This window comes from Borreliella japonica (assembly GCF_900099615.1).
GTDB classification, from domain to species: Bacteria; Spirochaetota; Spirochaetia; order Borreliales; family Borreliaceae; genus Borreliella; species Borreliella japonica.
This window is the reverse complement of record NZ_FMTE01000003.1, coordinates 149,446-171,476: the sequence shown is the minus strand read 5'-3', so window position 1 is coordinate 171,476 and position 22,031 is coordinate 149,446. Positions and strand designations below refer to the sequence as shown.

The 22,031-nt window shown below is 28.2% G+C and carries 18 protein-coding genes; 5 read left to right on the top strand and 13 right to left on the bottom strand.

What is annotated here, in order from left to right; genetic code table 11:
• Window positions 1-66 precede the first annotated feature (66 nt).
• From recJ to rpsU, 3 genes are read left to right on the top strand one after another with little or no spacing between them, the layout of a single operon-like run.
• Window positions 67-2,193 carry a single-stranded-DNA-specific exonuclease RecJ gene (gene recJ / locus BLO14_RS03010; RefSeq protein WP_091972678.1) on the top strand — a complete coding sequence of 709 codons (2,127 nt, stop codon included), beginning with the start codon at window positions 67-69 and terminating at the stop codon, window positions 2,191-2,193.
• Window positions 2,186-3,130 (top strand): M23 family metallopeptidase, encoded by a 945-nt coding sequence (locus tag BLO14_RS03005; protein ID WP_091972676.1) that lies wholly within the window; start codon window positions 2,186-2,188, stop codon window positions 3,128-3,130. The genes recJ and BLO14_RS03005 overlap by 8 nt, the downstream gene beginning before the upstream one ends.
• A 14-nt stretch (window positions 3,131-3,144) precedes the next feature.
• Entirely contained in the window at window positions 3,145-3,354 is a 210-nt protein-coding gene (rpsU, locus tag BLO14_RS03000; protein ID WP_091972673.1) for a 30S ribosomal protein S21, read from the top strand.
• A 35-nt stretch (window positions 3,355-3,389) separates the two neighbouring features.
• Here rpsU and BLO14_RS02995 read toward each other — a convergent pair whose 3' ends face one another.
• From BLO14_RS02995 to BLO14_RS02980, 4 genes are read right to left on the bottom strand one after another with little or no spacing between them, the layout of a single operon-like run.
• Complete coding sequence (locus BLO14_RS02995; protein WP_091972671.1) at window positions 3,390-5,747, bottom strand: DNA translocase FtsK; 2,358 nt, start codon at window positions 5,745-5,747, stop codon at window positions 3,390-3,392.
• Window positions 5,744-6,544: an undecaprenyl-diphosphate phosphatase gene (locus tag BLO14_RS02990; protein WP_091972669.1), complete on the bottom strand. Its 801-nt coding sequence runs from the start codon at window positions 6,542-6,544 to the stop codon at window positions 5,744-5,746. The genes BLO14_RS02995 and BLO14_RS02990 overlap by 4 nt, the downstream gene beginning before the upstream one ends.
• Before the next feature lie 14 nt (window positions 6,545-6,558).
• Window positions 6,559-8,706, bottom strand: a complete 2,148-nt coding sequence (locus BLO14_RS02985; RefSeq protein ID WP_091972667.1) for a flagellar assembly lytic transglycosylase — start codon at window positions 8,704-8,706, stop codon at window positions 6,559-6,561.
• Complete coding sequence (locus BLO14_RS02980) at window positions 8,699-9,706, bottom strand: hypothetical protein (protein WP_091972665.1); 1,008 nt, start codon at window positions 9,704-9,706, stop codon at window positions 8,699-8,701. The genes BLO14_RS02985 and BLO14_RS02980 overlap by 8 nt, the downstream gene beginning before the upstream one ends.
• A gap of 205 nt (window positions 9,707-9,911) precedes the next feature.
• Here BLO14_RS02980 and BLO14_RS02975 point away from each other — a divergent pair, with 205 nt between their 5' ends.
• Complete coding sequence (locus BLO14_RS02975) at window positions 9,912-11,294, top strand: tetratricopeptide repeat protein (protein ID WP_091972663.1); 1,383 nt, start codon at window positions 9,912-9,914, stop codon at window positions 11,292-11,294.
• A gap of 6 nt (window positions 11,295-11,300) precedes the next feature.
• Here BLO14_RS02975 and BLO14_RS02970 read toward each other — a convergent pair whose 3' ends face one another.
• Window positions 11,301-12,554, bottom strand: a complete 1,254-nt coding sequence (locus tag BLO14_RS02970) for a M23 family metallopeptidase (protein ID WP_091972661.1) — start codon at window positions 12,552-12,554, stop codon at window positions 11,301-11,303.
• A 61-nt stretch (window positions 12,555-12,615) separates the two neighbouring features.
• On the opposite strand from BLO14_RS02970, the gene lepB reads away from it, so the two are divergent.
• A complete protein-coding gene (gene lepB / locus BLO14_RS02965) occupies window positions 12,616-13,122 on the top strand; it encodes a signal peptidase I (protein ID WP_091972659.1) in 507 nt (168 codons plus the stop codon).
• 25 nt (window positions 13,123-13,147) lie between these two features.
• On the opposite strand, the gene BLO14_RS02960 is transcribed toward lepB, so the two are convergent.
• From BLO14_RS02960 to flhA, 8 genes are read right to left on the bottom strand one after another with little or no spacing between them, the layout of a single operon-like run.
• Complete coding sequence (locus BLO14_RS02960) at window positions 13,148-14,617, bottom strand: Hsp70 family protein (RefSeq protein WP_091972657.1); 1,470 nt, start codon at window positions 14,615-14,617, stop codon at window positions 13,148-13,150.
• The gene (locus BLO14_RS02955) at window positions 14,595-15,116 is read right to left on the bottom strand and encodes a DUF6115 domain-containing protein (protein ID WP_091972655.1); all 522 of its coding nucleotides are present in this window, start codon (window positions 15,114-15,116) and stop codon (window positions 14,595-14,597) included. Before BLO14_RS02955 ends, BLO14_RS02960 begins: the two co-directional genes overlap by 23 nt.
• 19 nt (window positions 15,117-15,135) lie before the next feature.
• The gene (locus BLO14_RS02950) at window positions 15,136-15,438 is read right to left on the bottom strand and encodes a hypothetical protein (RefSeq protein ID WP_091972653.1); all 303 of its coding nucleotides are present in this window, start codon (window positions 15,436-15,438) and stop codon (window positions 15,136-15,138) included.
• A gap of 26 nt (window positions 15,439-15,464) precedes the next feature.
• Entirely contained in the window at window positions 15,465-17,369 is a 1,905-nt protein-coding gene (locus BLO14_RS02945; RefSeq protein WP_091972651.1) for a FapA family protein, read from the bottom strand.
• A gap of 2 nt (window positions 17,370-17,371) precedes the next feature.
• On the bottom strand, window positions 17,372-17,854 hold the full coding sequence (locus BLO14_RS02940; RefSeq protein WP_091972649.1) for a hypothetical protein: 483 nt from the start codon (window positions 17,852-17,854) through the stop codon (window positions 17,372-17,374).
• Between the two features lie 6 nt (window positions 17,855-17,860).
• Window positions 17,861-18,748, bottom strand: coding sequence for a MinD/ParA family protein (locus BLO14_RS02935; RefSeq protein ID WP_091972647.1), 888 nt, complete (start codon window positions 18,746-18,748; stop codon window positions 17,861-17,863).
• A gap of 11 nt (window positions 18,749-18,759) precedes the next feature.
• Window positions 18,760-19,926 carry a flagellar biosynthesis protein FlhF gene (flhF, locus tag BLO14_RS02930; RefSeq protein ID WP_091972645.1) on the bottom strand — a complete coding sequence of 389 codons (1,167 nt, stop codon included), beginning with the start codon at window positions 19,924-19,926 and terminating at the stop codon, window positions 18,760-18,762.
• 4 nt (window positions 19,927-19,930) lie between these two features.
• Window positions 19,931-22,024 (bottom strand): flagellar biosynthesis protein FlhA, encoded by a 2,094-nt coding sequence (flhA, locus tag BLO14_RS02925; RefSeq protein WP_091972643.1) that lies wholly within the window; start codon window positions 22,022-22,024, stop codon window positions 19,931-19,933.
• Window positions 22,025-22,031: the final 7 nt, after the last annotated feature.

Sequence of the window (22,031 nt, the reverse complement as noted above, 5' to 3'; positions counted from 1 at the left end):
CTTTGGTGAAATTGGTAAAGAAAAATCCTTGAATAATCGATTGAAAAATGAATTTTAGAGAAATAAATGAAAATTTGGCAGCAAAAAGAAACTAATATACAAGACCAAGAATTAACTCGCATTGCCAAGCAATACAATATCAATCCTTTTGAAGCAACTTTGCTTATAAGGCGAGAAATCAAAGAAGAAGATTTCATGTTTTTCCTTGAAGACAGCGTAAATTTACTACACAACCCATTTTTATTAAAAAATATAGGTAAATTTATAAAAAGAATTAACAAAGCAATTGAAAAGAATGAAAGCATATTAATCTTTGGAGACAAAGATGCTGATGGAATCACAGCAACAATAATAATGTATGAAACTCTTAAAGATTTTGGACTTAATGTTAGTTATAAAATACCTTCAAATGGAGAATTTTATGGACTTTCAAACGAATTAATCAACATAGCTTTAGAAAAAAAAATCTCTTTAATAATAACCGTTGATAATGGTATCTCTAGTATTGAAGAAATAAATTATGCAAATTCAAAAGGAATAGAAATAATAATTACAGACCACCATCTTCCAAGTGAAGATTTTAAAACTGGAAGCATAGTTATAAATCCCCATCTAAAAGATGACAAATATCCATTTAAAGAAATAGCAGGATGCTGTGTAAGTTTTAAGACTTGTCTTGCTCTTAGCATGTCCTTCACAGATCTTTATTCTAAAAACCTTGTATTTTTATTTTTAGAACAAACAAAAAATGAAATAATTCTTCATGCAATCAAAATAAACAACTATATTTTAAAAGAATACCTAATATTAAATAATAAAAATGACCCTTTAATTAACTCAAACAAACTAGAAAACTTTGTACAAAACAAATATATAATAGTCTTTAACAAAGAAGATCAAGATCAATTATTAAATAAACACTTCAGAAGAAGCATAAATATAAACACAATTGATATTAGTGAAAATTTTATAAAAAAATACCCAAATTTTAGAAAAAAAACATTAAAAGATTTAATCCAAGCAACTAAATATTTTAAATATAAAGAAGTTGAGATTAAAGACAAGCTTTATTACATATTTTACAATGTAATTTTTGAAACTAATAAAAATTTGCTCCAAAAATGCCTAAAAAGACTTAGCTTTGTAGCAATAGGAACAATAGCAGACAATATGCCTATTATTAATGAAAACAGAATAATTCTAAAAATAGGGCTTAAAGAAATTGCTCTAAGAGAAAGAATGTCTATTAATTATCTATTAAAAGATGCAAACATATTAACAAAACCAAACATAACTTCAATGGATATCGCATATAAAATTGCACCAATACTAAACTCAACAGGAAGACTTGAAAAAGCAGATATTGCAATAAATTTTTTATTAACTAACGACATTAATCAAATAGAAAATAAATTTAAAGAAATAAAAGAAATCAATGAACAGAGAAAATATAAAGAAGAAAAAGCTTGGAATTCGCATAATAAAAATACTATTTTTAAAAACGATAAATTCATAGTTTGCTATGATAAAAATACTCCAAAAGGAATAAGTTCCAGAATTGCAACTAGACTTTCTATTTACTACCAAAAAGTTGCTATTTTTTTAACAAAGCAAGATAATATTATTAAAGGATCAATTAGATCAAACAATAAAATCAATTCAAAAGCACTAATATCTATAATACCTTCTCATTTAGTAATAAATTCGGGGGGACATAAAGCTGCAGCTGGATTTACACTGCATGAAAATTTACTCGAAGACTTTATTAAAGAATTAGAATATGCAACTACAAAAGTTAAATATGAAGCTACTGATGAAAATAAATCAATATCAATAGATGCTATTATTCCAAAAAATTTATCAAAAGATTCTCTTTTTAAAACAATAGAAATACTTGAACCTTATGGCTATGAATTTAGAGAGCCAATACTAATGATGGAAAATGTTTACCTTCAAGAACTAAAAATAATTGATAAAAATCAAAGCTCAAAACATATAAATATGCGCATTAAATCACAAAATGATTACTATAAAGCTATCTTTTTTAACGGGACAAGAAAAATAGAAGAATTAAATATAAAAGAAGATCAATATTTAGACATAATTTTTACAGTTAATGAAGATTTTTACTGCCCAAGAGAAAAAATTTTGAAAATCATAGACATAAAAAAGAGTGCTCAACTCAATGCTTAGAATACAAAAAATCTTACTTATATTTTGTATTCTGGGAATAAAAAATATAAATTCAGAAATAACTAATGCTATTCCTAAAGTCCTATATAAAAAAGAGGCATTTCAAGGAGATTACATATACTTTGCAAGTAATGATAACTTTAAAAAGTTATCACTTTTAAGCATAAATAAAAATCCGATTGTAAGTTCTTCTCCGTTTAAATTTACAGTAGGAAGTAAAATTTATTACATAGCATTTATAGGAATTACACCAATGATAAAAGAGGGAAAAAGAGAAATTCAAATAGAATTCGAAAATAAAAGCTATATCAAAGAAATAGAAATAAAAAAATTTAACTTCAAAAAAACAAAAATTAGTTTTAATAAAGAAAAAGCCAAGCTTATTACCCAAAAAAAATCCATAAAACAAAAAGAACAAGCTTTGCTTTTATGGAATATTATTGGTAACATTGGAGACACAACAATATACCACTATGATGCCTTAGTTAAACCTATAAAAGATAAATACATTATAACAAGCCAATACGGAGATTTAAGACTTTACATGCAAGGCAACAAAAAAATTTCAAATTATACAATGCACAATGGGATTGATTATGCACCATTTAAAAGAGAAAATACTCCAATTTTTGCTGCTGGTAAAGGAAAAGTTATATTTGCACAAAATAGAGAGCTAACGGGCAATACCATTATAATACAGCATTTACCGGGTGTATTTACAATTTACCTTCACCTCTCAAAATTGGGAACAAGTGAGAATAAAATAGTTAGTGCTGGCGAATATATTGGGCATACTGGAAATACGGGTCTCTCAACAGGCCCTCATTTACACTTCGAAGTAAGAATTAATGGCATAGCAATAAACCCAGATTTCCTTTTGAATGGCATGCTTATTGACAAAAATAAAATAATAAATAATATTAAAAGAATAGAGTAAAAGGAGGTGATTTTTTGGTAACAGTCATTGTGGACAAAAATGAAAATCTTGAAAAAGCATTGAAACGTTTTAAAAGAATGATTGAAAAAGAAGCAATTATTCGTGAATGGAAAAGAAGAGAATATTATGAAAAACCATCTACAATCCGTGTAAAAAAAGAAAAAGCTTTTAAAAGAAAACAAGCAAAAAAAGTAAGAAAATTAAAACAGAAAACTAATAGATAGATAGCAAGAGATGTTCAAATGGATGTCTCTTTATTTTAAATTAACACCTCTCTTGGTTTTGATCCATTAACAGGCCCTATGTATCCCATATCTTCCATAATTTCAATAATTCGAGCCGCTCTATTGTAACCTATCTTTAATCTTCTTTGCAGATAAGATGCTGATGCCTTTCTTGTGGCTTTAACAATCTCAAGAGCTTCATCAAACATTGGCTCGTCAGAAGGTCCAAGAGCAACTGAATCTGGCTCTTTTGCACTATCAATAAATATTTCATCATCAATATAATTTGGAAAACCAAATTTTTTAACCTCTTCAACAAGTCTGTAAACTTCTCTTTCCTTTAAAAATCCACCTTGAATTCTTTTGGGAAAAGGATTTAAAGAACTAATATAAAGCATATCGCCCTTTCCTAAAAGCTTTTCAGCACCAGAAGATCCAAGAATTATTCTAGAATCCATAGAACTGGCTACCATAAAAGAAATCCTTGAAGGAAAATTGGCTTTTATTACCCCTGTAATAACGTCAACTGAAGGTCTTTGGGTTGCAAGAACCAAATGGATACCTACAGCTCTAGCCATTGCAGCAAGTCTAGAAATTAAATTTTCTAAATCTTTTCTTGCAGAAAGAATAAGATCTGCAAATTCATCAATAATTATTACAAGATATGGCAAAGCCATTAAATTCAAATTTTCATCTTTTATTTTTTTATTATAAGAGGAAATATCTCTTACCAATAAATTATCAAGAAACACATACCTTCTCTCCATCTCGTCAAGACACCATCTAAGAGCTTCTAAGGCTCTCTTTACATCTGTAATAACTGGAGTTAATAAATGAGGAATATCATTGAAAAGTTTAAGCTCAACTATTTTGGGATCTATCATAATTAATTTCACTTCATCTGGAGATTTGGAAAAAATAATTGATGCAATTAAAGAATTTACACAAACCGATTTACCCGCTCCGGTTGCACCAGCTATTAATAGATGGGGAGAACTAACAAGGTCAAAAACAATATTTTCACCACTAATCTCTTTCCCAAGAGCAAAAGGAATTCTAAAATCACCTCTGAATTCCTTGCTGTCTATTATCTCTGAAATTAAAATAAACTCACGTCTTTTATTGGGAATTTCAATTCCTACAGCTTCCCTGCCAGGAATTGGAGCAATAATTCTAACCCTAATAGCTGCAAGTCTTAAGGCAATATTATCAGAAATAGAAGTAATCTTAGAAAGTTTAATCCCCTTATCAGGACGAACAGCATACATTGTCACAACAGGACCTTTAATAACATCAATTAACTTAGCATTAATATTAAACTCTTTTAATGTCTCCTGAAGAATAATTGATTGCTTTTGAATTTCTTTCTCATATTCAACATCCTCTACATTATTTTTAACCTCTTTTTGGTCAAAAACTGAAATATCAATAACGTAAGAATCACTTTTTTTATTTAAAACTACATTTTCGTTATAAACATGAGGAACAGTAACTTTACTAATTATGCCTTTAGCCCTTATCTCACCGGCCTTAACCTTCCCACTAATAATCAGCTTATTATCTTCAAGATTATCCAAATATTTATATTCGCAAGAATCATCAATTTCAGCTGAATTTAAAGCGTTATCATCTAAAGTCTCCTTATTTAAAGAGTCTGATTCTCTGGAATCTGGATCTGAGCTTTCAAAAACAGTTTTGGCTAAATTAACATTGGAAGGCTTTCTATTGCTTCTTAAAAAATCACTAAATGACCATAAAGCTTGATATTCCTCATCATTAATAATATTCTTTTTCTCATCAAAACTTTGAGAATCTTTTAAATCTTCTGCAAAATCTCCATAAACTTTAATATCTTTTTTTACATCCAATGAATTTGAAAAGGGAAAATAACTTAATATATTTTCAAACAAAATTTTGATCTTAAACTCTAAAAATTTAAAAGTATCTAAAATAAAATTAACATCCTTGAAAAAGGCATAATTCAAGTAAATCCAAACAACAAATTCTAATATTAAAAAAATAAAAATAAAAAAATTTCCTAGTATTGTACCAAAATTGACAAGAAATATCTTAATAAGATAAGATTTTTCAACATTAGAATTAATTTTTATTAAAAATATTAAAGTAAAAAACAATATTACAGTATAATTCCAATTGAATATAAATCGTTTAGTAAAAATATGTTTTTTATAAGCGTACCAATTAACAAGTGGATAAATTATTAAATAAAATGATAAAAATGAAAAAACATTAAGCAGTATTTGTCCTATTAGGTTGAAAACAAAAAACATAAATATATTGCTCAAAGGGGTCAATGCTACAAAAAGGGAAAAAGAAATAACCGAAAGCATAAAAAAAAACAAAAATTGAAAATACTGATAAAAATCTTTCATATTCTAAAAAAATAACAAACTGTAATTGAAAGTGCAAATAAATATATTGAAAAATAATATAGTTTTTTGTTATTAAGCATTTTGAAAAAGAAATTTATTGATAAAATACCAACAACAAAAGCAACCAATGCTCCTAAGTTTATTTCAAAAAAATTTAAAACCATAAAAGCATCATAAAATTCTTTATATTTTAATAAAATCGCTCCAAAAACTATTGGGATTAAAGACAAAAATGAAATTTCAAATGCACTCTTTCTATTAAATCCTAAAACCGCCGCAGAAAAAATTGTAACTCCCGAACGAGAGATCCCTGGAATCGCACCTAAACCTTGCATTAGCCCCATAAAAATTCCTACTAACAAAATATTGCCTTTAAAATCAATTTTAAAAAAATTAAATTCCAGTATCAAAATTAAAATCCCTGTTATAATGAAATTAATTAAAACAAAAGGCAATGTAAACATTCTCTCGTATTTTGAAATAAAAGTTCCAACAACTCCGGTAACAATAGTTATTATTAATATTAGAAACATTAACTTTAAATTTGTTAAATCAGATTTAACGGTTTTTATTAAAAAAAACCTTATAAAAGTTGAAAAAAGTTCTAAAATTCGTTGACGATAGTAAATAATAATAACCAAAACTGTTGCAAAGTGTAAATAAATATCAAATATTATTGGAAGATTTAAATGCATAAAATGTCTAAAAAGCAATAAATGCCCAGAACTAGATATTGGCAAAAACTCTGTAATACCTTGAACAATACCCAGAATAATTACACTTAAAATATTTGTCATTAAATGCTCCAATACTAATTTTTAGGAAATTCACCCATAATTTTAACTATCACCGAATCTATTCCCTTCTTTTCATACAAAGCGTCATAAAATATCGAATAAACTAATATTTTTTTAATATAATTTCTAGTCTGACTAAAAGGAATTGCCTCAATAAAAAGCTCTTTAGACAAATGTCCATAACTTTTTTCCCACTTTCTAACATTGCCAATACCTCCATTATAAGATGCAAGGGCTTTGTAAAGGCTACCGGTTGTAGATATTCTTTTTTTCAAATAATATGTCCCAATTATTATATTATCTTTTGGGGCCTTTAAATTATAATCAAAATACTTAAGTTCCTTAGAAATATCATTTGCTGTTGACGGCATAACCTGCATAAGACCAATAGCACCGGGCTTTGAGACAGCATTTTTCTCAAAGCTACTCTCTGCTTTTATTAAAGAAAATACAACACTAGTTTCAAGTCCACGCCTTTTAGCCCAATATTCTACCAGAGATCCATACAAATAAGGATAAAGCCTTTTATAGTCACTCTCCATTAAAGCAGATTCATCTTGACTTACAAGATAATTAATTACAAGAGTTGCATCATAATAATTTTCACTCTTTAAAAGTTCATCGTATACTCTTCGATAAAAATCGAGCGAAAATTTATATCCATTCCTAAAATCTTCAGAAATAAACTCTCTAAGATAATGACAAAGATTGAATTTTAAAAACCTCTCTAAAAAAATCTCATAATCAGATTGTTCATATTTAACATCAAGCCCGCTTGTAAAAAAATCATCAATATTTTGATCTAATAAGTACCTACTCATAAATGAAGAATAAGACCATTTATCATAATTAACAGCAGAATGCAAAAGACTCTTATACTCTCCGCTTCCCTTAGGTTTAATTAATTTATGATATATAAGTCTAGCATTAATAAAGGCAAGCTTAGACAAAATAGAATCAGAAATAACTTTTTGAGCATTAGAATAAAGTTTATAAAGGTTGCCATAGTCTTCAAGCTGAATTGATTCTAAAATATATTCTTCTAAAATCTTAATAAAAGTAGAATTTTTTTTATCGCTCTCGGTATAAAACTTGGCTACACTTTCGGCAAAATAATCTCTTGCACTTTTAGTAAAAATTAAATTGCTAAAAGCCGTATTAAGCAAAGCAAGCCTGTTAATCTCATTACTAAGATTTAAACCTTCAAGATATTCTTTTAAAATAAGAAGTCCTAAATTATTTCTTCTCCTAAGATTTAAAATGCCTAAGTAATAATTCTTATATTTGCTCCTTATTTTACTAAAAAATGTTAAAGCATTTGAAATTTTTCCAGAACTAATAAAAGCCTTATAAACATCGCTTAACACAACATTATTGTCATAATAATCACGCAAACCATTTTTATTCAATATATTTATTGCACTATTAAAATTACCATTCGCCACTTCATACTTAAACCTAACAAGATTTAAAAAATTTTCACTAAAGTATTTAGACTTATTTTCAATAATAAAATAATCATAAGCTCTTACATGTAAATAATTTGAAGGTAAATTCTCAAAAAGCTTATTAAAATAAATTTTTGACTCACTTACATTAGAAAGATTAAGATAAAGAGCTGCCTTTAACAAAATATTTTCATTTTCCTGATAATCAGAAAATTTCATCTTATCAAGTTTACTTAAAAGACTAAGTGCTTTATCGTTCTTCTTTTGCCAATAAAGACTTTTAAAATAGCCTAGCATAATGAATTTATTATTTTCGTATTTTTTATGAAGTCTCTCTCCAATCAATTCAGACGAAGAATACTCTTTTATTGAGTTAAAATATTCAATAAGTTTAATTCCGGCAAACTGGGATGCAATACTATCCCCATCAGCTATAGCCTTTTTCATATACTCTACAAATTTCTCTTCAAATCCTATTTTTTTAAACAAATAAGCAACATATATATAAGAACTTGAATCTATGTTAAAATGCTTATCAAAATTTTTTTTTGAATAATCAAAATTCCATAACCAATTCAAATTATTTAAATCAAACTCTTTTGAATGCACCTTGATAAAATCACTACCTGAAATTTCTTTTTTCACAAAGCATGAAAAAAAACTTAAAGATAAAAAAAGAAAATTTTGCAATACACAAAAATTTCTATTAAACATGTTGATCTTTTCCATATTTCTCAATTCTATTTTTACCACATTTAAAGTAATATGAGACAAAATCTCTGGGCTTTAAAATTTTTGAAAAAATTAAAAATAAAGAAAAAAATATTAGAAGAAAAAGAGAAATAAGACTTAAATATAACATGGGGGAATGAACTACTCCCTCACTTGAATTTAATTTAAAATTATTTTTCACCACATCATTCTCAAAATCCTCTCTAAGATCTAGTTCAACATCTTCATCTGAAGTATCTATTAAATCTTTGTCAATATCTGCAATAATGTCTTCAACACTTAAATCATGCAAATCTTCTTCTTCAGAAGAAAATTCTTTTAATTCTTGAAACTCAAAATTATTAAGATTCAAAGACCCCTCATCAATATAATCAATTTTTTTAGCTTCTAAATTAAACTCTTCTTTGAAATCATCATCATCATTATCACTATCATTATCATCTGAATCATTTAACTCAATTTTTTGATCTTCTTCGGTTTTTAAATCTACAGAATCAACAATAGGCATAGTTAAATCAAAAACATCTTTTTTAACAAAATCATCTCTTTCTTCAAAATTTAAATCAAACTCAGAACCCAAATTTTCAACAGGCAAATCATTGCCAATATTGCTTTTAAAACCATTTAAAAGGTCGCCCTCCCCATTAGATTCTTTAAAGTTTTGATTAAAATCTACAAGACTTAAATCGAACTTCGATTTATCTTGAATCCCATCAGATTCACTATAAACATAAAGTATTTCATCTATAACTTTAAAATAAACATTTACACTCAAGCTTTCCTTTTTTAGATTATCCAAGAAAAAAGAACCAACTAAAAAAGGAGCTGAAAAATCTTCATATTCACTAACATAAAAATTCAACTTAATACTAGTATCGCCCGCAATCTTGCCCAATATTACTCTTTTAACAGAACTATCATCTAAATTTAAAACCGAATAATACTCATTATTAGATAATTTTATTGCTAAAAACCCTTTCAAAAATTACAACCTCTTTGCTTTATTTTATTGAAACCAAATTTATGTACTAATTATAGTTATCATTATTATTATAACTATAATATAATATAAATAATGTGATGTTCAACTTACAAATTACTTTTATTTTAAGTAAATAGCTTTTATTAAAAGTAGATATGATGATTATACAAATTAATGAGATATTTTGAATTTAGGAGCAATACGAGTGTTATCGCTATTTATAGTAATCTCTTCATTAACAGTATTTATTTTAGTATTTTTATTTTTTAAAATCGCATTAAAACTTACAATGGGCAAAACTAAAGGAAAAATCAAAAAAGATGACGAGAGAACACGAAAATTAATCGAAAGAGCAATTTCTATATTAAAAACAAATCCAAACGAAATAGGTGCCCTTGAAATTTTAAATGATTACTACTATAAAAATAAAGACTATGAGAATGGTATAAAATATGCAAAAAAATTATGCCAATTAATAGAAGACAACCCAATAAGCCAAGAAATAAACACATTTAAAGCTTTTTTAAGCTATGGATTTTACAATCTTAAAAGAAATTTTAATAGAGAAGCCTTAGAATTTTTAAAAAAAGCTTACTTGATAAAAAAAACAGATGAGGATGCAAATTATTATCTTGGCATAGCATTCTTAAAAAATGAAATGTATAAAGAAGCTCTATACTATCTTACAAAAGTCTACAAGTTTAATAAAAATAATAAAGACATTCTAAAACACATAGGAATAACTTTATTTAATCTGGAAAACTATAGAAAAGCTGCTGGAATATTTAATAACATTAAAAAACATATACAAGGAGATATTGACGCTCTTTTAGCATATGCTAAATCTTTATCAAAAATGAACCAAGATCATCTAGCACTAGAGATTGCTAACAAAATAAAACAAAAAGACGGAATGATTTATGAGGCTTTGCTAATTACATCAGAGATTCATTCAAAAAATAAAGAATTAGAGAAATTAGAACAAAATATTAAAGAAATAATAAAAGTAAAACCTGACTTGCCTAAAAAAATTTTTCTTGAATTATTTTATAATCTTGGAGAACTCCAAATCTCTGTTGAAAATTATCAAAAAGCTACAGAAGCTTTTACCAGAGTTGAAGATATTGATCCAAATTACAAAAAAATTAAAGAAAAATTAGAATTTAGCAAAAGATTAAACGAAAACATAGCACTAAGAATATATTTGCGCAGTTCAAAAGAAAATTTTGAAAAACTAGCAAATGAAATTATTTTAAAACTATATTTAAATAAATTTCAAGTAAGAGATTCTAAAATAAACGAAATAACATCACAATTTATTGATATGAACTTTCACTTAGCTAACAATCAGTGGGAAGAAAATTTAATAGTACGCTTTGTAAGAACTGAACAAGACACTTTTGGTGAATTATTTTTAAAAGATTTCATTTCAAAAATAAAAGAAAATAAAATAAAAGGGCTCTGTATTGCTCCATCAAAATTCTCTTTAAAGGCCAAACAAATGATTGAAGGAAGGCTTATTGATTTAGTAGAAGGCAAAAGACTAACTCAAATACTTAAAAAAATTAATATATCCAAATATATATGAAAAACACTACCTTAAATATTTCATAGGATTTTCGGTTTTACCATTCTTAAAAATGGTAAAATGCAAGTGATTACCTGTGCTATATCCAGTACTTCCCATGTAACCTATTATTGCTCCTCTTGAAACTTTTTTCCCAACTTTAACAGCAAAAGAATTCAAATGCGCATATAAAGTTTGAAATCCGTTACTGTGAGAAATAACAACATATTTCCCATACCCTCCAGCATTAAATCCCACAGTTACAACAATACCCTCTCTTGAAGCTTTAATAGGGGTATTAGCTAAATTTGCAATATCTATTCCATTATGAAAGCTAATAACTCTTGTAAAAGGATCTGGTCGATAACCATATCCTGAAGTAATAACACCTTGTACAGGATAAATAAAAGTCTCTCCTAATACTTCTTTTAAAAAATCTTTGGGCAATCTTCCTCCAGGAATAAACAATTTTTGCCCTAAAAATAAAACCTCATTATCAAGATTATTAGAATCTAAAATATCCACCTTGGGAACATTATAAGCACTAGCTATAGACGAAATAGAGTCATTTTTTTTGACAACATAAACAATTCCTTTCATATTAGGAACTTTAATAACCGAATTTGGCCTAATACTTCTTACATCTTTAATGTCATTAAAAGAAATTAAAGTTTCACTGGTTATCTGATACCTAGCTGCAACATGGGAGAGCGTTTCTCCAGGCTTAATTTTATGGTCCAATACCTTTAATACAAAATTTTTTTTAAATCCGGGAGTATTTGTAGAAACATTAGATTCAAGCAAATAACTACTAATTTGGGCTATATCTTGATCGCTATAATATAAAAATGTATCAATAAAATAATCTTTTGGAAAAGCGAGTCTATTTAAAAAAACATATGAATCGTAGTAAGAAAAAATATTAATATAAAATATTAATATAAAAATAAAAATTATTGCATTTAGCTTAAAAACGAGCTTATAATCAAGTTTTAAGCTAAAAATGTCAAAAACTTTCTCTCTCAAGCCCTTATAATAATATTTATATTCATAATGATTGATATTTTGTATTTTAAGCTTATAGAAAAATAAAGAAAACTTTTTTAAAAAAAAATCAATTTTTTTTAAAAAGTTTTTAAACTTGAAAACCTTTTTTCTTATTTTGCCAATATTCCTAATATTGGCAAAATCTTTTAATTCTAAATTAGCACTCTTTTTGCTATTAAATAAAAAATTTTTTTTACGTTTTTCTACCCTTTGCTTTTTTTTTGGTATAATCATAACATGCTATTTCATTATACAATAGAAAATTGCATTTTAATGAAAGCATTGTTTAAAAGTTATGAGAATATTTAAAGCTCACAAATATGCACTAGCGTCAATTTTAGCCGCCTCCTTATTTTTATTAACCTTAATAAAATTGTTCTTATCCTTTTACATAGTAAAAGGCGAATCAATGACCCCAACAATATTTGACAAAAATTGGATTGTAAATCACAAATTTGCATATGGAATTAGACTTAAAAATCAACAAAAATACTTTTTATTATGGAAAAATCCCAAAAAAAATGAAGTGGTACTTATTAAAGATCCTATAACAAAAAAAATTGCCATCAAAAAAATTTTTGCAATCCCAGGAGAAAAATTTAAACAAATAGAAAAAAATGGAATATGCATACATGACTTAAACTTCAAAATAGATGAAAATATTTTAAAAAAAAATACTGAAAAAATTCCGGACAATCACTATTTAGTCGTAGGAGAAAATAAAAAAAACTCATTAGACTCAAGAGATTACGGATTTATAAAAATTGATAACATATTGGGAAAAATAATTTATTATTTTTAAAAAAATATCTTATTTCTTTAAGTCTTCAATCAATAATACTTGTAAAAGTATTTGAAAGGCTTTCTTTTGCTACATTGTCAGATGAACTTGTAATTTTTATTTCAATAAAGTTAGAAGAATTTGTCTGCAAATCTTTGGCATTAACACTCAAAATACCACTTTCATTTAATGTAAAAAGTACTTCTATTTTGGGGATTCCTTTTAAAGCTTTTTGAATATTCCCAAAGGAAAACCTACCTATAGAACAATTCAAAGAAGCTTTTTTATATTCACCTTGAAGTATATGAATCTCAATTTCATCCTGATAATCATTAGTAGTCGTAAATAGTTTGCTCCTAGAAACTGGTAAAGCTGCATTTCTCTCTATTAAAGTAAAACATTCATTGCCCTTTATCTCAAGTCCAAGAGAATAAGGAGTCACATCTTTAAACTTAATAATAGAATCATTCCTAGAAAGACTAAAAGCATGAATACCTGCACCAATAGCTACAACTTCATCTTGATTTAAAGCGTCTAAAATCGAAACAGAAGGAAAAGATTCCTTTAAAACTTTTTCAATCAAAGGAATCCTTGTTGAGCCACCGGAAAGTATGATTTTTGAAACACTATTAATATCAACCCCAGAATCAGCAATACATTCCATAGACAATTGAATAGTCTTTTCAACATATTCACTTATCATTAAATTAAATTCATTCCTTTTAAGTCTGTAATTTAAATGTTTACCATCAAGAAAAAGCAAAGTGATGTCAACCTCTTCCATAACAGATAAATTTTTTTTACCTTCTTCAATTCGTTCTCTTAATTCTTCAAGAAGGAAAACATCTTCTAAATTAAAATCGGGATATTCATTTTTAAAACTATCTAAAACATGCTTTTCAATGATCTTATTAAAATCATTTCCTCCAAGTCGGCTTTGTCCTTTAACCGAAAGAACAGTATAGATCTCACCTTGCTTTTCCATGAGAGTTACATCAAAAGTTCCACCCCCAAGATCGTAAATAAGAAAAATTCCATCAATTTGTCTTTCAAAGGCATAAGCGATAGCAGCTGCAGTTGGCTCATTAAGTATGGCCTTGCAATTCAAACCAGCAAAATTTGCAGCTTCAACAACACCTCTTCTTTGGATCTCAGAAAAATACGCAGGAACTGTTATTACAGCATTTTCAATCTCTTCATCTAAAAATTTTTCAGCGTTCTTTTTGACACTGGAAAGCAAATGTGCTGAAATATATTCTGCTCTATAAAATTCACCATCTACTTTATAAAAAGTATTAGAACCTATATTAGTCTTAAAATCATAGAATGTCTTTTTAGGATTAACTAATATTTGATTTTTAGCGGCACTTCCAACAAGAACATCCTTATCTGAGAAAGAAACAATAGAAGGGGTCATTCGCTCACCCCTTTCATTTAATATTATCTTAGAACTAACATCAAAATACGATGCTACAGTATTAGTGGTTCCAAGATCAATACCTATCCATTTTTTCATGAATACCTCCCCTATGTATTGAAACAATTAACTCAACCTCACCTAGATCTAACTTAAATTTTTTAGCAATAGCTTCAAAAGACATACCTTGTTCATGAAGTAAAATAATTTGATTGCGAACATTATAACTTTCTTTTATTATATTTTTTTCAATAGTAGGCATAGAATAATCCAAATTGTTTTTATAAATTCCATCACTCTTAGATCCAAAACTAGAAGAATTATTTCCAGGAATAGAGCCGTTGTTAAACCCCAACAATCTCTGATCAAGAATTTCAATTCTCTCATCAACCTCTTTAATGATTCTGTTTAAACTTTCAATTTTTATTTCAATAATATTTATATTTCTATCCGTAGCTTGATTAATTTCAATGATTGTTTTATCTACCTCGCTTTTAAACTTTCTAAGTATGCTATTAGATTTTATTTTTAAATTAACATACACATGAAAATATATAAAAATAAATATAATTAAAATAAAATAAAAAACAATAAACATATAAAAGCCCTAAAACACTTTATCTTTTAATATTAACATTTTTACCAATTTTAGGATCTTCAAATTTGCCAGCATACAAACCAAGCATTATCTTCTCTTCATTCTTATTTTTTTTAACTGGAAATGAAAGCAAAAAATTATCCTCAGTTCTACCAACCGAACATACATTATTAACTTCAGAATCAGTATGACAATCTCTTAAAAATTTAAATCTAGCATTTTGATTAATTTTTAATCTCTTATGCTTTTCATCTTCACTTAAAAGTTGCCTAGTCTTAAAAGAGCCAACAACAGACACTTTAAAAACTTCAAATGTATCCATATCCAAATCCTTATATCAAAGATCATTCACCCAGACTTAAAGGGAATATAAGTCATAACTTTAATGTAATTATCATCCTCTACAAAGGTAACGTTGATATAATCTTTTGAAAGCTCATAAAAAGCATTCTTAATATAAAGCTTAACACCCGAACAAGCTACATTTTCAACAGAAACTTTACCCTCTATCTTAGTATTTTCAAGCTCGTTTTGCAAATCAACTCGCTTAGCCTCTATCATTTTTATTTCCATTCTAAGAATTTTACTCTCATTAACAAATTCATTGTAACTATCAATCTTTAAGGATTTTTCTGACTTATCTGTAATGAGCACAATATTCTTTTTTAAAGCAGCAATATCTTTGGTTAAAACTTCTAATCGCTTTTCAATCTTTTCAAGATGGCTAGTAAACCTGGTTAGCAAATCTTTAATTTCAGGATCATAACCAACGTCAATACAAGTTTCACAACTTCTATCAGAACCTATAGAATAAGCCCTAACCTCTTCTTTAGCATAAACATTAGAACCAACTATTTTTGATTTTTTACCGATGCAAAGAACTCTCTTTTTAGAAGAAACTGAAGAATTCACAATGCCTCTTAAAACTTCAACTTCACCACCACAATTTAAAGTAACATTTTCTAAAAACTTAGCCCTAATATTACCCCGTGCATAAATATTAGAATCACCTTTGCCATTTACACCGCTATGAAAAATAATAGACCCATCCGTTTTTAAATTGCACCGCCCCACTAATCCTTTCACCTCTATTCCACTTTTGGCCATAATATTGTATCCATCTAAAACACTGCCTTGAACAAGAACCATTCCATTATTTACTATATCTCCAGTAGCAGGTCCAACATCACCCTTGACTAAATAAATATTGTGAACAGATATTACACCATATGAAACAGACATATACCCATTACATTTTGCAAGAATTTTATAACCATCTCTAAAAGTATTTTCACCTAAAACAAAATTAATATCCTGCCCACTCTCTGATTTTAACACTTTGCCAAAAACGGTATAACCATCTACACCTTTCCCAAAAGGAATAATTCTGGCCAATTCCTCGCCCTCAACAACATTCCTAAATCCTATGCTTGAAACTTCATACTCACCAAGCCTATTATTATCATCAACAATGAAATCGATATAAGAATCCTTGCCCTTTACTGGCTCTAACCCCCTTGCAAGTTCAACAGGCTCACCATAAACAGGATAATCTACAAATTTTGCCACTTTATCTTTAAGTATTGCAATATCTATAACTCCATATTTTCTAAGAATATTAAAAATATCTTGTGCAAAAATTTCAGCTCCATTAATTCCAGGAGCGGTAAATTCAATAGTAACTGACATTGAATTTTCTGATATTTGAACCATCATTGTTACATTCTCAGAAGGATCAGATTCAAAATCAGCAATTTTTTCATAGTATCCACTAGCATTCTCAACTACACCCTTCACAATGTCTTTATTAAACTTTTCAATATTGCTATGTAATTCTAATTTAGAAAGAACATCTTGATACTTAATAGAAACTCCTTGTCCCCTTGATGAGATAACCTTTAGAAACACACCTTTAGAAGATTTCCTGATAAAAAATTCACCATCCAATGAAATCGTTTTTTCTTCTCCTGAATCATTTTTTGAATCAAAAGACACTTTAGGCTTGCTATAAGAATTTCTATAGGCAACTATTTTCCATTTTTTCCTTCCATATCCCAATATGCCATTACTGCCTTTTGACAAAATCTCATAATCTAGCTCTTTATAAGGCACTGAAAGTTCTAAAGAAGCATCATTTAAAGCCTCTTCAAGAGTATCTGCTTCTATTTCCATCAAATCAACATGACTTTCTCTTTCCAAGTAAACTCGCATTTTATCACAAAGTTCAGAAAAATTTATAACCCTATTATCCATATTTATTCCTTCCTGCTCATTAAAGTTTTAATAGCATCTGCAACAACTTTTGGATCATTATCTTCAATAAATGACATTTTTTTAATTTTGACACTTGCCTCATTCATATCTTCAGTCTCAAATTTATACTTTTTGACCTCTTCTATAAAATCAACACTACTACTGTTATTTTGAGAGTTATCATAATGAGAATTTTTATTTTGGAAATCAAGATTCTCATTTAAATCCTTGTAAACTGTCTTCTTATTATCTTGAAGATTATTTTCCATATCACTAGACAATTCTGTTGAAAAAAGATTCGATAAATACTTTTTATAGATAAACTCGATTAAAAGTCCAATAACAAAAAAAAATACAAACTGCAAAAAAGATCTTACTAAAATTGTAAAAAATGGCAAACCACAAAACAAACCTAAAATTGCTGAAATAAATAATGCTGATACACTGGCTAATAAAATATACTTTAATTCCCTACTTATAAACATAATGCCTTATTCCACACCAAAAAATCTTAATATAAAACCTATAACACCTCTTCTTTTTCTGCTATCTAGAGAAACCTCCTCAAGAGTGGCAACAATAGAATCAAGACAATAGCTAGCTTTACTATTTGGATTTACCAAAACAAAAGGCTTTTGTTTGAAAACAGAGCTTCTAATATTTTGATCCTCATAAATGTATCCCAAATAATCAATATTTAAATTTAAAAATTGCCCTGAAATATCTATAACCTTTTTGGCAACCCCCTTAGCCTCACTAACATTAGCTACTCTATTAACAATAAGTCTTAAGTTTTTTAAATTCTCCATCTTATAAGACAAAACCTTTATTATCCCATAAGCATCAGTAATTGAAGTAGGCTCGGGAGTAGTAACAATAACAACATCGTCACTGGAAAGTAAAAACGAAATAACTTGCCTTGAAATCCCAGCACTAGTGTCTATTACAACTATATCATATTCATATATTTTTAATAATTCTTTTATAAATTTATTAACATCAACATCAGAGAGGTCTAAAAGCTCCATTGTACCAGAAGCACCGGCTAAAAGATCAATATTGTACTCTGTTTTTGTTATTACATCCCTAATATCGCGACTTTGAGTAATCATATGATATATACTATATTTGGGAATAACTCCAAGCAAAATATTAACATTAGCCATTCCAATATCAGCATCAAGTATTAATACCTTTTTGCCAAGCTCAGAATATTTAAGAGCAAGTCCAATTGCAATATTGCTTTTACCAACACCGCCTTTGCCACTACTAACAGCAATAAATCTTGTTTTACTGTTTTGAACTTTCTCATCAACTGAAAAATTAAATTTACCATTTAATCTCATCATATCTCTTAAACTTTGAGCTTGATCTTCCATTATAACTATCCTTAATAATAAGATTTACCTTTTATCTTCTTAATAAATTCTGCATCATCGCTTATTCTGTAGCCATTTATTTTTCTAATAAAAGTAAGTGGTTCTGCAACACTAATATTATGAGGAACAATTTGCCCATCTGTAACGTAAGAAACTACTTTCTTCATTTCATAAATCAAACTTATCAAATTTCCAACACAAGTAGTTTCATCCACTTTGGTAAAAATCACAGTTTTGTAATTAAAAGGAGAGAATTGATGAAATATTTCTTTAACATCTGATGTTTTTGTAGTAGAGCTCACAGCCAAATGAAATTCAGCATCTCTTCCGCAAGCATTAAGAAGCTCCTTCATCTCAGCAAGCTTCATAAAATCTTTAGGACTTTTGCCAATTGTGTCAACAAGTATAAGATCAAAATCCTTTGAATCAGTAATTTCATCTTTTAAATCTTTAAAAGATTCAATTGCTCTAACCGGAATGCCCATAATATCACCATAAGTTTGAATTTGTTTTTTAGCCCCAATACGATAATTATCAATAGTAATAATCTTAATATTCAAGCTCTTAGATTCTCCATTAATGCCATAAATTGCTGCAAGTTTTGCAATTGTGGTAGTCTTTCCAACACCTGTCGGACCAACTAAAATAAAAACCCTTTTCTTAAGATTATCAATAATAGAGCCTGAGCATTTAATTGTCTTTGCAATATACAAAACAACGTCTTCTCTAACTCTCTCGTAATCATCAAGATCTGACAAACTAAATTCTCTTTTAATAAACTCATTAATGTCTTTAATATAATTTTCAGAAAAATCATTTTCTCTTAAAATATCTTCAATTTTTGTAATTGTTGGATGATTGATATTTTCCTTTTTATGAGCAAGCTCTGTTTTAAGAGATTTAACTTCTTTGAGCACATCTTCGATTGAAGAATTTTCTTCTCTTTTAATGCTTTGCAGGATCTTTCGCTTTTCATCTTCAACATTAATCTGTTGATTACCAATATCATATCTAACATAACCTGAAACTTCAACCCAATCTTTGGTAAACAAGCCTAAAATTCCTCCATGAGGAATAGTTTTATAGGTCATAACCCTAGCATTCTTACCATATTTTTTCTTAATTATTTCTATAACTTCATTATAAGTTGGGCCTTTTTCTGTAAAATATTGAACCATAATACTATTCTTTAACCTCTACCGTTTTAAGAACATTAACTTTAATATTTTGGGGAACCTCTAAAACAGACATAACAACAAGCTCTGGAATCTCTCTGCTTGTTATCACTTTTATTATAGGCCTTGATGATTCACTTGAGAGGATGACTGGATAAAACCCTTCTGCTTGAACTTCGTTTACAACTTTGAAAAGTTCATAAATAAATTTAGTTTTCAAATTAGGATCAATTGAGCTTATAAGATCATGATTGGATTCCACACGAGAATCAATTATTATTTGCTCAAAACCGGGGTTTAAGGTTATTACATTAAGCTCAGAATTTAAGTCTAAATATCCACTAGTTATTTGCCTTCCAATTGATTGTCTACATTTTTCAATCAAGAAAAATATATCCTTAGTAATGCTTGTAAAATCTGCAATTGTTTCAAAAATTGTAACCAAATTGCGAATTGAAACCTGCTCTTTTAAAAGCCCCTGTAAAACCCTTTGAATCTCGCCAACTGAAAAATTCTTAAGAACTTCTTCAACAATAGCTCCATAATCTTTTTTAAAAACATCAAGGGTATTTTGAACATCTTGACGAGTCAAAATTTCGTAAGAATGTCTTTTAATAAGCTCTGTCATATGAGTAGCAATAATCGAAGGGGGATCTACAACAGTATAACCCAATTTTTCAGCAGTTTCTCGCCCATCATCATTTACCCAAAGAGAAGGAAGTCCAAATGAAGGATCTTTAACAAGATCTCCATCTATTCCAGAGTCAATTCCAATATTTATCACTAAAAATTTACCAAGTTTAATCTCACCTCGTCCAACTTCAACTCCTCTTAATTTAAAAGAATAAACATTGGGTTGAAGTCGCATATTGTCAACTATTCTAATCTTAGGCACAACTATTCCAAATTCAAATGCAATCTCACGCCTTATCTTAATAATACGATCAAGTAGTTCAGAAGTTTTTGTATCATCAACTATTGGAACAAGATTATATCCAATTTCAAGAGCTAGTGGATCAAGAGGAACAACAGGCGCAACATCTTTATCTGAATACACTGACGCTTGCTCCTCTTCCAGCTTCCTTTTTTCAGCAATTTCTTCTTTGCGCTTTATTCCTGAAAGAGAATAAGCTAAAAATGCAATCAGCAAGCTTAAAGAAATAAGAATTAAGGTTGGAAATCCAGGAAGAAAAGCTAAGAAAAACAAAAATCCAGAAACAATCCAATAAATTCCTAAATAATTTGTGAATTGCTCAAAAATCTCGCCACCAAAGCTATTTTTTGAAATCGATCTAGTTACAATCAAGCCTGTAGCCGTTGAAATTAAAAGAGACGGCAATTGAGACACAAGCCCATCACCAACTGTCAATGAAACATAATTATTAAGAGCTTCGTTAAAGCTAAGACCTTGCAAAGTTATTCCTACCAACAAACCACCAAGAATATTTATAAGAGTTATCAAAAATCCAACCTTAACATTTCCCGATACAAATTTAGAAGCTCCATCCATTGCTCCATAAAAATTGACTTCAGATTGTAAATCGTTTTTTTGCCTTGTAGCTTCTTCTTCTGTCAAATTTCCAGAACTGTAGGCAGAATCAATGGCCATTTGCTTGCCAGGAAGCGCATCAAGAGCAAACCGAGCTGCAACTTCGGCTACCCTTGTTGCTCCCTTGGTAATTACAATAAACTGAACAGCAATTATTATTATAAATATTATAAATCCAACAACAAGTCCTTGAATTCCAGAACTACCTACAACAAATGTACCAAACGTTCTTATCATTTGCCCATCAAAATTTACACCTTTAGTTAAAATCAACCTAGTAGAAGAAATATTAAGAACAAGTCCAAAAATAGTCATCACAAGTAATAAGGTAGGAAAAACAGAAAAATCTAGAGATCTCTTAGAATAAAGAACAATTAAAATAATTAAAAGACTTATTACTAAATTAACAGTAATCAAAACATCCAAAATAACCGCGGGAAGAGGTAAGATAAACCCAGCAACAATAAATATCAAACCGACTGAAATTATTAAATCAGACTTATTATTAAGCCCTAAATATCCTAATATAAAATTTTTTCTAGCATCCAACAATAGAACC